At 55.6% G+C, this 14833-nt stretch carries 16 protein-coding genes and 1 tRNA gene; 4 read left to right on the forward strand and 13 right to left on the reverse strand.

What is annotated here, in order from left to right; translation table 11 throughout:
- Positions 1-39: 39 nt before the first annotated feature.
- The 8 genes from RRY12_09870 to RRY12_09905 all read right to left on the reverse strand — a co-directional run bounded on the left by RRY12_09870 (position 40) and on the right by RRY12_09905 (position 8749).
- On the reverse strand, positions 40-414 hold the full coding sequence (locus RRY12_09870) for an SMR family transporter (protein ID MEG2184974.1): 375 nt from the start codon (positions 412-414) through the stop codon (positions 40-42).
- Positions 414-1319 (reverse strand): polysaccharide deacetylase family protein, encoded by a 906-nt coding sequence (locus RRY12_09875; GenBank protein ID MEG2184975.1) that lies wholly within the window; start codon positions 1317-1319, stop codon positions 414-416. Before RRY12_09875 ends, RRY12_09870 begins: the two co-directional genes overlap by 1 nt.
- A complete protein-coding gene (locus tag RRY12_09880; GenBank protein MEG2184976.1) occupies positions 1319-2341 on the reverse strand; it encodes a bifunctional UDP-4-keto-pentose/UDP-xylose synthase in 1023 nt (340 codons plus the stop codon). The genes RRY12_09875 and RRY12_09880 overlap by 1 nt, the downstream gene beginning before the upstream one ends.
- On the reverse strand, positions 2342-3214 hold the full coding sequence (locus RRY12_09885; GenBank protein MEG2184977.1) for a formyltransferase: 873 nt from the start codon (positions 3212-3214) through the stop codon (positions 2342-2344). It lies immediately after the preceding gene.
- Complete coding sequence (locus RRY12_09890) at positions 3211-4197, reverse strand: glycosyltransferase (protein ID MEG2184978.1); 987 nt, start codon at positions 4195-4197, stop codon at positions 3211-3213. Before RRY12_09890 ends, RRY12_09885 begins: the two co-directional genes overlap by 4 nt.
- Positions 4194-5357 (reverse strand): DegT/DnrJ/EryC1/StrS family aminotransferase, encoded by a 1164-nt coding sequence (locus tag RRY12_09895; GenBank protein ID MEG2184979.1) that lies wholly within the window; start codon positions 5355-5357, stop codon positions 4194-4196. The genes RRY12_09890 and RRY12_09895 overlap by 4 nt, the downstream gene beginning before the upstream one ends.
- On the reverse strand, positions 5354-7024 hold the full coding sequence (locus RRY12_09900) for a glycosyltransferase family 39 protein (protein ID MEG2184980.1): 1671 nt from the start codon (positions 7022-7024) through the stop codon (positions 5354-5356). Before RRY12_09900 ends, RRY12_09895 begins: the two co-directional genes overlap by 4 nt.
- A gap of 297 nt (positions 7025-7321) precedes the next feature.
- Positions 7322-8749, reverse strand: coding sequence for a solute carrier family 23 protein (locus RRY12_09905; protein ID MEG2184981.1), 1428 nt, complete (start codon positions 8747-8749; stop codon positions 7322-7324).
- Between the two features lie 239 nt (positions 8750-8988).
- Between RRY12_09905 and RRY12_09910 the strand changes: the two genes are divergently transcribed.
- Positions 8989-9609: a flavodoxin family protein gene (locus RRY12_09910; protein ID MEG2184982.1), complete on the forward strand. Its 621-nt coding sequence runs from the start codon at positions 8989-8991 to the stop codon at positions 9607-9609.
- A gap of 83 nt (positions 9610-9692) precedes the next feature.
- A tRNA-Leu gene (locus tag RRY12_09915) sits at positions 9693-9777 on the forward strand.
- Between the two features lie 213 nt (positions 9778-9990).
- Here the strand turns inward: RRY12_09915 and RRY12_09920 are convergent.
- On the reverse strand, positions 9991-11289 hold the full coding sequence (locus RRY12_09920; protein MEG2184983.1) for a GGDEF domain-containing protein: 1299 nt from the start codon (positions 11287-11289) through the stop codon (positions 9991-9993).
- 120 nt (positions 11290-11409) lie between these two features.
- Positions 11410-11781, reverse strand: a complete 372-nt coding sequence (locus RRY12_09925; GenBank protein ID MEG2184984.1) for a CrcB family protein — start codon at positions 11779-11781, stop codon at positions 11410-11412.
- 91 nt (positions 11782-11872) lie between these two features.
- Between RRY12_09925 and RRY12_09930 the strand changes: the two genes are divergently transcribed.
- Positions 11873-12478 (forward strand): pentapeptide repeat-containing protein, encoded by a 606-nt coding sequence (locus RRY12_09930; protein ID MEG2184985.1) that lies wholly within the window; start codon positions 11873-11875, stop codon positions 12476-12478.
- On the opposite strand, the gene RRY12_09935 is transcribed toward RRY12_09930, so the two are convergent.
- Both RRY12_09935 and RRY12_09940 read right to left on the reverse strand, forming a co-directional pair.
- Entirely contained in the window at positions 12471-12779 is a 309-nt protein-coding gene (locus tag RRY12_09935; GenBank protein MEG2184986.1) for an AzlD domain-containing protein, read from the reverse strand. The two genes, RRY12_09930 and RRY12_09935, sit on opposite strands and share 8 nt — an antisense overlap.
- Complete coding sequence (locus tag RRY12_09940) at positions 12769-13536, reverse strand: AzlC family ABC transporter permease (protein MEG2184987.1); 768 nt, start codon at positions 13534-13536, stop codon at positions 12769-12771. The genes RRY12_09935 and RRY12_09940 overlap by 11 nt, the downstream gene beginning before the upstream one ends.
- Positions 13537-13653: 117 nt before the next feature.
- Between RRY12_09940 and RRY12_09945 the strand changes: the two genes are divergently transcribed.
- Positions 13654-14526: a LysR family transcriptional regulator gene (locus RRY12_09945; GenBank protein MEG2184988.1), complete on the forward strand. Its 873-nt coding sequence runs from the start codon at positions 13654-13656 to the stop codon at positions 14524-14526.
- A gap of 59 nt (positions 14527-14585) precedes the next feature.
- Here the strand turns inward: RRY12_09945 and RRY12_09950 are convergent.
- A partial coding sequence (locus RRY12_09950) for a hypothetical protein (protein ID MEG2184989.1) occupies positions 14586-14833 on the reverse strand: 248 nt, incomplete at its 5' end.

Genomic DNA, 14833 nt, shown 5'->3' on the forward strand with positions numbered 1-14833 from the left:
TCTTAAGATTAGTTTGAATTTATTTAATTTATACGGTGTTTAGCTTTTTATAGTGAGCATCGTGATTCCGGCCAAGATACAGAACATGCCTGCGACGCGAATAAAGGTTACCTTTTCGTGGAAGAAAAACAGCCCTATCGCAAGCAGCAGCAGGTAGACTATGCCGGACATCAGCGGATAGGCGAGCGTCAGCTCCGCGCGCGAGAGGGCGGCCGCCATGAAGAAGAACGAGACGCCAAAGAGCCCAAGCCCCAGCACTATCCACGGGTTCAGCGCGATTTTGAGCACAGCGCTTATTATGCCGTTTGAGAGCATGTCGCCGTCGCCGCCGTAAGCGTGCTTCATTACGGTGCTCCCAAAGGCGTTTGTGAAGGCGGAGGCCAGTATCATGCAGAGCGTTATTTTATCGAGCATTATTCTTTTTCCCGTTCTTTTTTCGCCGGCTGCTGGACGGCAAGCGTCCCGGCGCGTCCCACGAGCGTTCCCATTTTTATTTCGCAGCGCGGAAGCGGCGCCTCCGCCGCGTACTGCGCGAGCGTGTAAAATTTCGTTCCAAGCGCCTCCGCCATGTTGAGGAAGTTCTCAAAGACCTTGAGCTTTGAGATGCCCTCCATCTCGGCGTGCACCGTGAGGACGTTCCATTCGTTCGTCATACCGTCAAGCCACCTCTTCGGCAGAGTCACGTCGTCGACGCCGGGCAGGCCGTATATCTCGTCCATTGTAGGCAGCGTAGTCGGTATCTGCGGCACGGCGTATTCTCTGCCGCAATATACCGGCGTAAAGGGCGCGTATCCTCGCGCGTCGCTTGCGTATTTAAGGCCGAGCATCCCCTCCGCCGCAAGCACCGCGTGCGACAGCTGCCAGCCGGGGGCCGCTATGCTTTCGGGCTTTTGCCCGCATATCTCCATGTAGAGCGCTTCGGCTTTTTTGTAAAGCGAAAGGTATTCGTCGCGCGAGATTTTGTCAAGGCAGTCCTGTACATAGACGTGGTCCCACGCGTGTACGCCCACGTCGTGTCCTTCGGCCGCCGCGCGTTTTACTATGCGCGGGTCTGCGGCCACAATGAGCGGCGCCGGCAGCAGCGTGCCGTACATGAGCGTCTTTAGTCCGTAGGTGGACGGCGCCTTTGTTCGCATCATTTTCGAGATGAAGCCAGGGCGGAATATCCTGCGGATGGCCTTTCCAGAGTTGTCCGGGCCGAAGGAAAAGAAGATGCTGGCGGAAAGCCCGCGCCGTCTAAAAAGGTCAAGCAGCGCGGGGACGCCTTCGAGATAGCCGCGCAGAGTGTCGACGTCGACCTTTATCGCCAGCTTCGTCATTATTTCGCCTCGTGTTCGGCGTACCAGGCGATGGTCTTGTTTAGCATCGCGCGCATGTCGGTCTTTGGCTTCCAGCCAAGGCGGCTCTCCATCTTTTTGACGGAGGGCAGGCGGTTCTGCATGTCGTCGTAGGCCTTGCCGTAGTAGGCGGAGGCGGGGATTATCTCAAGCTCCGTATTTTCCGCCGCTTCGCGGAAGGCGGGGAACTTTTTCGCTTCGTCAACGAGCAGTTCCGCCATCTCTTTTATGGAGTAGTTGTTGGCCGGGTTTCCGATGTTGAATATTTCGTCTGCGGCGAGGCCCGTCTTGTTTTCTATGATGGACATAAGCCCCTCTATGCCGTCGCCCACCCATGTGAAGCTGCGGCGCTGTTCGCCGCCGTTGACGAGCGATATCTTGCGGCGGTAGATTATGTCGTAGAGCATCTGCGTCACGGAACGCGCGCGGCGCTCTTCAGCGTCCTTGAAGGTGTCAAGGCGCGGGCCGACCCAGTTGAAGGGGCGAAACAGCGTGAATGGAAGGTCGGCCTCCTGCCCGTAGGCCAATATCATTCTGTCCATCATCTGCTTTGAGCAGCTGTATATCCAGCGCATTTTAACGATGGGGCCTGTGGTGAGTGGGCTTTCGTCCTCTTTGAGCTCCGCGTCTCCGCTCATGCCGTAGACCTCGGAGGTGGAGGGGAATATTATGCGTTTGTGGTGCTTCGCACACAGGCGCACCATCTTAAGATTCTGCTCAAAGTCAAGCTCAAAGGTCCACACCGGCTTTTTTATATAATAAGCGGGCTTTGCGATGCCGGCGAGCGGAATTACGACGTCGGCCTTTACGACCTCCGCTTCAAGCGTTTCGTCGTCTTTGAAGATGTCGCCCTGCAAAAAGGAGAACTGCTTTTGCCCGTCATACGGAGCCAGATTGCTGCGCGCTATGTCAAAACCGCTCACCTGCCAGTCAGTGCCTGCGATGATGCCCTCCAGAAGATGCGTGCCGATAAATCCGTTTATTCCCGTTACAAATAATTTCATTTAAAGCGATTCTCCTTCCGTTCCGCCCTCAGGCTGGAGTTTAAGTATCTTCAAAAGTCCGTCGCCCGCGCCCACGACAAGCGGGGCAACGCTCACTATCTCACCGGGCCGCGCGCTGCCGGTAAGCGGCTCGGCGCGCCAGATGTAATATTTTTTGCCGTCAAATTCCGTATAGGCTCCCGGAAAAGGATGCGTGACGGCGCGTATCAAATTATATATCTCAACGGCGCTTTTGTTCCAGTCTATAGCGCCGTCCGCCGGGCGTCTGCGGCCGAAGCAGGTGGCCTGAGATTCGTCCTGCGGCGAGCGGGCGGCCGTTCCGGCCTCAAGCGCCGGAAGATGCCGCGCTATGATTTCACGCGCCGCCTGCGCCACTTTCATAAAGACTTCGCGCGCGTCGTCCGAAAAGGCGATAGGCACGGAAGAGGAGGCAACGATGTCGCCCCTGTCCGCCTTTTCCGTCATGACGTGCAGCGTAGCGCCCGTTTCGCTTTCGCCGTTCAGCACAGCCCAGTTGACGCAGGCGCGCCCGCGGTACTTCGGAAGCAGCGCTCCATGGATATTATAAGCGCCAAGACGCGGCATTTCGAGTATCTCTTTTGGAATGAGCGCGCGGTAATAAAAGGAAAAAATAAGCTCCGGCTCAATGCTGCGAAGGAAGGCTGCCTCATCCGTGTCAAGCTTCGCTGGCGTGCGCACTGGAATGCCGAGCGCCGCAGCCCTATCTTTTACGGAGTGAAACCATATCTCTTCGCTTGGGTCATCCTCGTGCGTGTAGACGCAGACGATGTTCGCGCCGGCGCGCGCCAGCTCTTCAAGGCATAAAAAGCCGACGTCGCTGTAGGCAAAGAGCACCGTGCGCGGCCTGGTCATCTCGCGTCCTCCGCGCCGCGCTTTGCGTCGCCGTCTCCCGCCTCAAATACTTTTCTTACGGCGTAACGCGGCCGCTTTATCACTTCGCGGTAGATGCGGCCGATATATTCCCCGATTATGCCAAGCGCGAAGAGCGTGATGCTTGCAAGCACAAAGGCAGAGGCTTCAAAGGCCTGCTCAAGAAGGAGCTGCCAGGTGCCTACTCCAAGAAAGAGCCTGCGCGCGAACATAAACAAGAGCAGCATGGAGGCGAGGAAAGAGAAGAACATTCCCGCCATCGTCACAAGCTGGAGCGGAACGAGCGAAAAACTCGTCATAAGGTCGAAGTTCAGACGAATGAGCTGAAAGATGCTGTATTTAGACTTGCCAAGTTCGCGCTCGCGGTGCGCCACAGGTATCTCCACCGGGTTCGTCGCAAACTTCTGAGCAAGCGCGGGGATGAAGGTGTTAGACTCGTGGCTTTTGTTTATTATTTCGATTATGCGCCTGTCGTAGCCGCGCAGCATACAGCCGTAATCGCGTATGTGCAGTTTGGCCAGACGGTTCGTCATCTTGTTGATGATCTTTGAGGCCACCTTGCGGAATACAGGGTCCTGGCGGCCGACGCGATAGGTGCCGACGACGTCGTGCCCTTCGTCCATCTGCGTCAGTATCCCCGGTATCTCAGAGGGCGGGTTTTGCAGGTCCGCGTCAAGCGTGATTATTTTCTGCCCGCGCACATGGTCGAAGCCGGCCATTATTGCCATGTGCTGTCCAAAGTTGGCGCCGAGGTCAATGACGCGCACCTCCGGGTGTTCCTTGTAGAAGTCATAGAGCAGCCCGAGCGTCGCATCTCGGCTGCCGTCGTTGATAAAAATTATCTCAAAGCTTCGGCCAAGCCCCGACATTACGGGCCACAGTTCGGCAAAGAGCGCGTGCAGCGACTCCTCTTCGTTGTAGACCGGGATGACTATTGAGACCTCCGGCATCGCTGCCGTCATCATCGAACGCAGACCTCGGCTATCGCGCAGACGACGTCACGCATATCTTCGTCGGTCATGGCGGGAAATAGCGGAAGCGAAACGATGCGGTCGGAGACGTATTCGGCCTCCGGCAGGTCGCCGCGGCCCGCGCCCGTAAGCGCGTGGAAGCATGAGAAAAGGTGCAGCGCCTGATAGTGCAGCGCCGTTCCGATGTTGCGCTCCTTCATGCGCGCCATGAACTCGTCGCGCGAGAAGCCGGTGCGGTCGATGTCTATGAACGGCGTGAAGATGTGCCACGAATGTTCGTGCGGCCACGGCGCCGGCTGCGGCAGGATAAGCCCCGGCATATCGGCGAGCTCCTTCATGTAGAAGGCGGCTATCTGTGCGCGGCGCGCGTTGAAAGCGGGAAGCTCCGCAAGCTGCGAATTTCCAAGCGCCGCCTGTATATCCATCATCGTATATTTCAGTCCGGGAAAAGGTATATCGTAGTTTGAGCTGCCCTTGGCGGCGTAGCGGTTCCACGCGCCTTTGGACATCCCGTTCTGGCGAAGCACCATTATCTTTTCGGCAAGCTCCTCGTCGCCGGTGCAGACCATGCCGCCCTCGCCCGTCGTTATGTTCTTCGTTGGATGGAAGCTGAAAACGGCAAGCCTCCGCGCGCCTCGGTCGGCCCCGATGCGCCGCCCCTTGTAGGAGGCGCCGAGCGCGTGCGCGGCGTCCTCGATTACAGCAAGGCCGTGCGCCTCGGCTATCGCCTCTATCGCGTCCATATCGCAGGGCATCCCCGCGAAATGCACCGGCGCTATCGCCTTCGTGCGCGGCGTTATGGCGCGCTTTATGTTTTCAGGCGTTACGGCGAGAGTTCTGCGGTCGATGTCCGCAAAGACTGGACGGGCTCCCGTAAATATTATCGCATTCGCCGTAGCCGCGAAGGTCATAGGCGTCGTTATCACCTCGTCGCCCGCCGAAAGCCCCAGCGCCATCATGGCGCAGTGCAGGCCGGCTGTCGCCGAATTGACCGAAAGCGCGTACTTCGCGCCAGTATATTTCGCAAAATTTTCCTCAAACTTTATCGTCTTTGGCCCCATCGCGAGCCACCCGCTGCGTATTGAATCGGCGGCGTCGGCTATAGCCTCTTCGCTTATCATAGGCTTTGCAAAGGGCAGGAAATCTTTTCTCATTTATCTTCACGCTCCCTGTTGAAGAGAATTATATACTTTCCGACCTCGACGGTCTTAGAGGCGTTCGTCTGTCCGTCGGGGAACAATTCATTGAAACGGCCGCCCTCTTTCGTCACCAGAATGAACTGGCGCTTCTTCGCGTGCCACAAAGGAAGGAATTCCTTTTCCGAAAGAAACCATCCCTTGCCCTCGGGCTGAGACGCGCCGTATGAAAGCTCGCCGGGATTGCCTACCATCATGACGCGCTGCTTCGTGTAAAATGGTATCCCCTGAAGCACCTCGTCGTAGGCTACGATCGTATCCCCGGGCTTCATCTCTTTTATTATCACATCTGACACGCCTTTCATTGTACGCTCCGGCGCGACAAACCCCATTATTCCCAAAAGGCCCGCTATAAAGACTATCGCGCAGAAGCAGAGCATACGTATCGCCATAGAAAAATCGCGGCGCCGCGGCGTCGTAAGATACCACGCAAAAAGCGGCCCGAAGATGAGCGAAAGGCCGGTGTGCACCGCTACAGGCCACGCCTGCGCGGCGCTTGCGTGTTCACCGACCAGCGGATAGATGAGCAGCCCCGCGCCCAGCAGACCGCCGAAAATACAGAGCATCTGCAGCACCCACCCGTGCCACTCGCGGCGCTCCGCCATACGCATGATGTCCGCTCCTATCAGGATGGCAAGCGGCGGAAGACAGGGCACGATGTACGGAATAAGCTTTGAGTCCGAAGCGGAGTAAAAAAGCAAAATCACGCCAGACCAAAGCAGCAGATAAATGACTGAATCGCGTTTTTCGGCGCTTCCAGGGTCGCGCACTACGCTCTTTTTTGAAAATAGGGCGAAGAAAAAGGCAGTCCACGGCATAAGCCCAGCCGGTATCATCGGCAGAAAATACCAAAACGGTTCGTAGCGGTGGTGCATCTTCGTCATGTAGCGCAAAAAATGTTCTTGTATGAAAAAGAAACGGAAAAAGTCCGGGTTGTCGCGGCAGACGAGATAGAACCACGGAACGGAGAGCGCGAAAAATAAAAATATACCCGGGATATAGAGCGGCTGATAGAAGAGCTTCCACTGTCTCGTCGCAAGGATATAGCATAAAATGACGCCGCCAGGCAGCACCACCCCGACCAGCCCCTTCGTCAGCACCGCAAGCGCCGCGGCGCCGTAAAAGAGCAGATACCAGCGTTTATTTTTGCTTTTATGCGCGACATAGAAGGCGGCGAAGGCCAGCGTCAGGAAGAAAGAAAGCGGCATATCCGTAATATTTATCGTCCCTATCGCAAAATAGAGCAGCGACGTGGCCGTCACGATGCCGGAAATTATCCCGGCCTGCGTTCCAAACATAAACGCGCCAAGCCACGCAGCGACGCCCGCTCCCGCAAGAGCGCAGAGCGCCGTTCCGATGCGCGCCGCAAATTCGTTCTGCCCAAACAGGTGGAAGCTGGCCGTGTTCATCCAATAAAGAAAGACGGGTTTTTCAAAATATTTGACATAATTGAGCATCGGCGTGATGTAATTGCCCGACGCAATCATCTCGCGCGGAATTTCCGAATAACGTCCCTCGTCGGGCTCCATCAAAGGATAAGAACCCAGCGGCAAAATGTACAGCATTATTACGGCTATGGCAAGAGCGGTGTAGAACAGAGTGCGTTTTGAAATATTGAGGGCCATTGAGACATTCCTTCCACTAAATAAAATACCTCGTACCTCGACTAAGCGAGCATACATAAATGTATTATACCCTAAAATAAGTGTAAATATACACGAGGCTCAATCTATTAGTTATACCATATCGCTTACGCCAAACCCACAATAAAGCCACTCTTAAAACGTTTCTAAGTTACAATAATGTAACAATATCAAAGACCGACGCGACAGGCTTGAGCCGCAGCCAGAAATAACAGAGGCGAGCCCAAATGCAGGCCCGCCCCATGTTGATAGTTAGATTTTTTGTTTCCCGCGCCGCATTTAGTCGTCGCAGCGCTTTTTTATCTTCTTCACGTTGTCCTGCACATCCTCGATGCTCGGCACAATGCCGCGCTCCTCGGGCGTGCCGGGGATGAGGTTGTCGCAAAGCGCCGCCAGGATTCCGGCCACCGCCATCGGTGTTTTCAAAACGGCCCAGACCATGCCGCCCGCGGTCGTGCCAAGCGCGCCCGTGAAGAGCGCCTGATTCGGCTCCACCCATCCGGGAAGGCCCATCGCCATAAGGAAGGCGAAACCTACGATGAGAACGTTGCGCTGGCTGCCCATATCAGCGCGCATGAGGTTCTGGATGCCGAGCGCGCCGATGGTGCCAAAAAGCGTGATGTACGCGCCGCCGATGACGGGCGACGGCATCGTCGCGATGAGCGCGCCAAGCTTGCCGATAAGCGAAAGAATTATGAGAATGACGGCGCCCGCGCGGACGACGTGGCGGCTTGCGACGCCGGTAAGCCCGATGAGGCCGATATTCTCAGTGTATGAGGTCGTCCCGATGGAACCAAGCACGCCGGACAGAGCGCAGCAGAAGCCCTCGACGCCGATGCCCCGGTTTATCTGCGCGGGGGTCGGGTCGTCGATGCCGGCGGCGTAGGAGCAGTTGTGATAGTCGCCGATAGACTCGATCATGACGCAGAAAAAGCCCGCGGAGATGGCGCCGATGGCAAGGCCGGAAAACTTAGGCGCGCCCCACGGCATGAAGAGGTTATAACGGAGCCACGGCGCGTCCGCAACGCCCTGAAGATTTATATAGGCCGCGTGTCCCGGCGCAAAGACGCCGGAAAGCGAAAGCGCGAGGCATAGCAGATAGGCGCCGGCAATGGAGCCAAGCACCGCGAAAATGTTGCAGTAACGGTTCTTTGAAACGAGGCTGAAGAAAAAGACCATGACGACAACCAGCAGCGAGACGGGCCAGTAATTGGCCGCGTTGAACTGTATCGCGGTAGGCGCCAGCGAAAAACCGATAGCCATTATCGTGGGGCCGATCACGACCGGCGTGATGAACTTCCTGATGCGCCCGATGAGTTTACTGTAGCCAAGCAGCGAAAGCACGAGGCCGCCCGAGATGAGCGCGCCGCCTACGTACTGCATCACGACGTCCGGTCCAAGCGCCTTATACGCGCCGATGATCGTCATAATAGGCGGAATGAAGCTGAAGCTGGAGCCCTGCACTATAGGAAGGCCGGAGCCGATGCGGGGATGTGTCTGAAAAAGCGTGGCGATGCCCATGCTGAAGTAAACGCAGCCGATAAACGCGCCGATCTGCTGCGTCGTCATGCCCATTGCCGGCCCAAGCACCAGCGGCACAAGCGTAGTCGCGCCAAAGAGCGTAAGCACATGCTGAGCGCCCGCAAGAATGAGAATAGGCGTCGGCGGCCTGTCGTTGATTCCGTAGATAAGTTTTTTCTTAGCCATGTCGCACCTCCAAAATATTTTTTGCAATCGGTTGCAAAATTATGCCGGAAGTTATTATAGGCGATTTAGCAAAAAATTTCCAGCCTAAGAAAAAACGAAATTCACACGGCGTCTACTGACGATAAGGCCGTATCTGCTGCGGTCATTTACGCCATATTTCTATCTTAGATTTAATGGTTGGCAATATAATAAAAAAGGTACGATAATAAATCGAAGAAACGAAACGGAGGCTGACAGTTATGAAGGTTGTTATGATAAACGGAAGTCCCAACGAACACGGGTGCACCTTTACGGCGCTTTCGGAGGCAGCGGCGCAGCTGGCGCGGCACGACATCGGCGCGGAGATGGTGTGGCTTGGCAAACATCCCATCGCCGGCTGCATCGCCTGTATGAAATGTATGGAGACCGGACGATGCGTCTTCAACGACAAGGTAAACGAAACTATAGAGCGGCTGGATGAATATTCCGGCATGATCATAGGCTCCCCTGTATATTACGCGGGGCCATCCGGACAGATAAAATGCTTCCTAGACCGCCTTTTCTTCGCGGGAGGCGAGAAGCTTGCCTGCAAGCCCGGAGCCGCTGTCGTATCGTGCAGACGCGGAGGCGCCTCGGCAGCTTTTGACGCGCTTAACAAATATTTTACGATAGCCAATATGCCGGTGGTTTCAAGCCAGTACTGGAATCAGGTACACGGGCAGACTCCGGAGGAGGTGCGCCGCGACGAAGAGGGAATGCAGACGATGCGCACGCTGGGACAAAACATGGCATGGCTTTTACGGAGCATCGAAGCAGGCAAAGCTGCGGGGCTGCCGGCGCCAAAGTATGAAGAGCACCTCTGGACGAACTTCATGAGATAAACCGGCCGAGGGCGATTCGGGCCAATTTGCCTTTGGGGGCTTGACGTGGAGGCGATATTTTAATATACTGTCTCTCGTTGAGCGCCGGGGTGGTGGAAATGGTAGACACGCACGTTTGAGGGGCGTGTGGAGCAATCCGTACGAGTTCGATTCTCGTCTCCGGCACCATTTTTTGCTTGATATGAGAAGGTTGGTTATCAACCTTCTCTTTTTTTGTGCAGATGTTTGTGCTCTACTAGCCGAATCGCACAAATCGGAAAACCGCCGATTTGGCTCCCTGGCCATCCGGCACCATTTTTTGCTTAATATGAGAAGGTTGGTTATCAACCTTCTCTTTTTTTGTGCAAATGTTTGTGCTCTACTAGCCGATTTGGCTTGTGTTTACCGCGAACGGTGATGTTTTTGCTTTTCGCCGTACATGAGAGTGTCGGCCTTTAGGACCATAGAGGGCAGGTCGAAGTTTTGCCTCTCCCATCGCGCGCCTATAGAGGCCATCGACTGTCCGTTTTCACTTAAGAAACTACCTCTTGCCGCGTCTGTCAGCTGGTTGAACTGCTCTTTCGATATGTCCTCGCATAAGACAAGAAACTCGTCTCCGCCAAGCCGATATATCGTGCTGTTTAGAAATACCGTCTGCAATATCTTTGATACGGCGCGTATACGGTCGTCGCCAGCGTCGTGTCCCTGAGTATCGTTTATGAATTTTAATCCGTTGACGTCGCAGAAGACTACTCCCGCCGATTCGAGTTTTTTATCCGCCAAAGCGGCGATGTCCTGAGTATATTTATTGCGGTTGAAGAGGCCGGTCAGCGCGTCATGTGAACTTTGATACTCCAGCTCGGCGCGCAGGCGTCTTTTCTGCAGTTCGTTCATCACAAAATACGATACGGACTGCAACAGCGAAGGGTTGTTGGAATTGCTGGCCGGGTTGTCCACGCCGATATATCCAAGCCCCTGATTTTGCAGATTAAACGGCGCGGCCATCAGGCGGCGTATATTTTGAAAACGCATCCGTCCATATTCCATAGGATATTTTTCTCTGATCTCTTCCACGTCTTGTATGACCATCGTCGAGACGGCGTCTATGGCGTCCTGCCAAAGAGGGATTTGAGACAACGGTATTCCTTGATTGAATTTTATTTGAGACTCCACTCCATGCCTGCACCATTCAAAGGTGTTCGTACCCACGGTGCGTTCCTGATTGAGCTCCAGAATATAAGAACGGTCGGCCTGATAGTATTCTCCTATCGTTGAAAGCACCGTCTCTATTGCGTCTTTCAGTTCCTCCTGTGCGGAGAGCAGCCTGATACATTCAAGGAGCGTCGTGGTTTCCAGCCGGAAGAGGTTGCGGCTTGTTTGCTCGGTGATGTCCTGCGCTATTTCCAATCGCGCCATTTTACCGTGCCAGTCGACAAATTTATCTTTGAGCAGGTAGCTGTGTCCGTTGGTGGGGCTGGTATGTTCCCATATATAGAATTGTTCGAAGTCAAGCAGTCCGTTGGTGCAGAAGTAGCACGGGCTGCTCTTGCCATGTAATACCTTATAGCATTTGGCGTGAAGATAATCGTCAGTTTTCATGAACCGTCTTGCTGGTTCGTTCGCATAGAGCATTTCATAAGAGACGGGGTCGCTTACATATAGAATAGCGTCTATATTGTCAATCAAATCGCGCTGTTCCACGTCGTCACTCCTGTCAAAAAACGATATGTTCACAACCATGCAACACGGATAACCTTTGAAATTCGATCCAACGGTATTTCTGAACAATTATAGCATAACCGTTTTGTTCTTTCATAAACCTCAAATCATAAAATTCATCGCCGCGCGTCCCGCGGCTACGCAGGCGATGCAGCAGAGGACGCTTGCGGCGGCGTAGGCGGCGGCCATTGCGGGCCGTCCTTCGGCCATCAGCGTGAACATCTCAAGCGAGAAGGTGGAGAAGGTGGTGAAGCCTCCGCAAAATCCTGCCTGGAGCAGCAGAACGGCGGGATGTCCCGACATCGCGTACCTTTGCGCCGTGACGCTGACCGCGCCTATGAGCAGCGAGCCTGCCGCGTTTATGAAGAAGGTGGCGGCGGGAGCCGCGAAGTATCCGGCAATGGCGGCTCCCGCGGCGTATCTGGAGACGGCTCCCACGAAGCCCCCGATGCCTACCGCTAAAATATTTATCATGGCGTTCTCCCCCTTTCGCGGCACTTTGTGCGGCGGCGCACAGAGCGTATAATAACACGCGGAGCATTGCTACGGCGAGGGGGCGTCTTTTATGTTTACAGAAATTGCGGCGGCGGCGCAGGAGGACGACAGGACTTTATCCGGCGGCCTCTTTGAAAACGAGACGCTTTGCGAACTTGACCTTTCGCGGCTGCGATTCGACGCCGTGCGCTTTGTAAAATGCCGTTTTGTACACTGCGACTTCACTCAGGCGCGTTTTTCTTCCGCCTCTTTTACCGGCTGCGACCTCTCAAATTGCGTTTTTACAAAAAGCTGGTGGAACAAGTGCGCCTTTGCGGACTCAAAGGGCGTAGGCGCTGATTTTCGCGGCTCCATATTCAAGGACGCTACGCTTGCGGCCTGCGCCTTCAACCTCGCGAACTTCGGCGAGTGCTCGTGGAGCCGCTGTGAACTTACGCGGACTGACTTTCGTGAGGCGTCGTTTGCGGAGTCAAAGATGCGCTGCATCGTTCTTAAAGAGGACAACTTCGCGGCGGCCGAATTTTTTCATACGCCGCTTGCGGAGCTTGATTTTTCTGATTCCGTAATAGAGGGGATGGCGCTCTCTGAGGGGGCGCGCGAGCTGCGCGGCGCGCGTGTCTCAGCGTTGCAGGCGGTGGAGCTCGCCTCTTTTATATTAAAGCTCAGCGTTAAATAACAAACCTTTCCAGCATGAAGACGACGGCGCAGGAGAGCGCCGCCACCTGAAATAGGCTGCCGCCGTACCAAGCGAGGACGGAGGCCGCCACAAGCGCGGCCATCGCGGTAAGCGGCTCGCCTGTGGCCTCTATTATCGACGGAAAGGTCATCACGGCGAGCGTAACGTAGGGGACGTAGTACAGAAAGGCCTTAAGATATTTATTGGTTATCTCGCGGCGGATGAGCGTAAGCGGCAGCACACGGACGAGATAGGTGACGGCGGCCATTATAAAAAGATATATGTAGACGTTATGCGGCATGGAGCTGGGTTTCCTCGGCGCTTTCGCAAAGCGGCTCTGTCTCACGTGCGGAAACGGCCTCTTTCAGCGGGAAGAGATAGGCGGCCGCCGCCGAAATGGCGACGGTGAGGATGAGCGTCCGGCCGCCCGCCGATATTCCCAGCATATTGAACTTCGCGAAGGCGAAGCTTGACGCCATCGAAATGATTATGAGCACGGCTACAATTTTATCTTTGCGCGCTGGCGGCACGATGACGGCGATGAACATTCCAAAGAGGCTGACGGAGAGCGCCGTCATGACCGGTGCGGAGAGCACGCTGCCCGCTGCGGCGCCGAGATATGTGCCCACGGCCCAGCCGGGGGCTGCCGCGACTACGAGGCCGTAGTTGTAGAATGGATTCAGGCGCCGCGGCTGAGCGGCTGCGAGGCCGAATATTTCATCTGTGATGTCGACCGCGAGGCAGAGGCGGTGGCGCAGCGGCGTGTCGGGAGATATTTTCTGGCTCAGGGTGCAGGACATGAGCAGATATCTTGCGTTCGCAACCAGTATCATGACGGCGACCTCAAGATAGCCGGCGCCGGAGGAGATGAGGGAGTAGCCCGCGAACTGCCCCGCGGCGGCGTTTTGCGTTACTGCGGAGATGATCGCCTGTACCGGCGAGAGGCCGCAGCTTTTCGCTCCAAGGCCAAGCGTGAAGGCCACCGCAAGATAACCTAACAAAAGCGGCGTACCGTCTCTCATTCCTTTATAAAACATAGATACGTTTTCTTTGCACATTTTATTTCTCCTCCGCTATCCCTTGAATACCTTAATTTAACAACTTTCATTGCAATTAGTCTAACGAATATTTATAATATGTTCATTAGTTGCACTAATTATATTTGGAGGCGTCTTATGAACCGTTATGAGGTCTTTGTGAAGGTGATAGAGTGCGGGAGTTTCACGAGGGCGGCCTCCGAGCTGGGTTACACCCAGTCGGCGGTGAGCCAGATGGTGCATACGCTGGAGGAGGAGCTTTCATCGGTGCTAGTGCTGCGCGAAAAGGGTGGCGCTGCGCTTTCGCAGGACGGCGCGCAGTATATGCCCTACATCACTTCGATATGCAGCGCCTGCCGCGAGCTGCGCGTAAAGCGCGATGAGATGCAGGGATTGATGGACGGCAGCATCCGCATAGGCACCTTCACGAGCGTCAGCCGAAGCTGGCTGCCCAGACTGATGAATGAATTCAAGAGGCGCTACCCTTACGTGCATTTTGAGCTGCAGCAGGGCGACTACCGCGAGATAGAGCGCTGGACGGCGGAGGGAGCCGTGGATTTCGGCTTCACCTGTTATGACGATATAAGCGGCCTCGTGGTGACGCCGCTGCGCAGGGACTACATGCTGGCCGCGGTGCCGCTCGACCACCCGCTCGCAAAAAAAGAGAGCGTGACGCTTGAGGAGATCGCGCGCGAGCCGTTCATTCTTCTTGACGAGGGGGAGTGGAGCGCGGCGATGGAGGCCTTTCGCGCAAAGGGGCTTGCGCCGGACATCCAGTACACCGTCTGCGACGACTACACGGTCATCACGATGGTGGAGCAGGGGCTTGGCGTCTCAATGCTCTACGAGGCGGTGCTCTCTGCCGGCGGCCCGCATCTGAAAACGCTGCGCGTAACGGAGCCTCCAACGCGGACGACGGCGCTTGCCTGCCGCAACAAAAGAACGCTCTCCGTGGCGGCAAAGCGTTTTGTAGATTTTGTGCTCGATAATTTCAAGAGGCAGGGCGCGTAAAAATATTGCGCTAAAGCCCCGCGGCGCGCGCAAACCACACGCGGTCGTCTGACCCTCCGCTAAAGGCCTTTTAACCGCGCCTGATAATCTTCCGGCGTGTCCATGTCTTTGAAATGGCCGCCGCCGGCCTCCACGCGTTCTATCTCGGCCTCGTATTTTTTAAGTATGGCGCGCCCTCCCATGTCGCCGCTCGCTTGGGCGAAGCGGCGCCTCCACAGGGCGCGGTAGAACATCGGATGCCCAAATACCCCGTCGCGGCACGGCGTGAGCACAGATTTCAGCGGCGAAAGCGCGCAAAAGCGCGACG

It is taken from the genome of Cloacibacillus sp., assembly GCA_036655895.1.
Lineage (GTDB): Bacteria > Synergistota > Synergistia > Synergistales > Synergistaceae > JAVVPF01.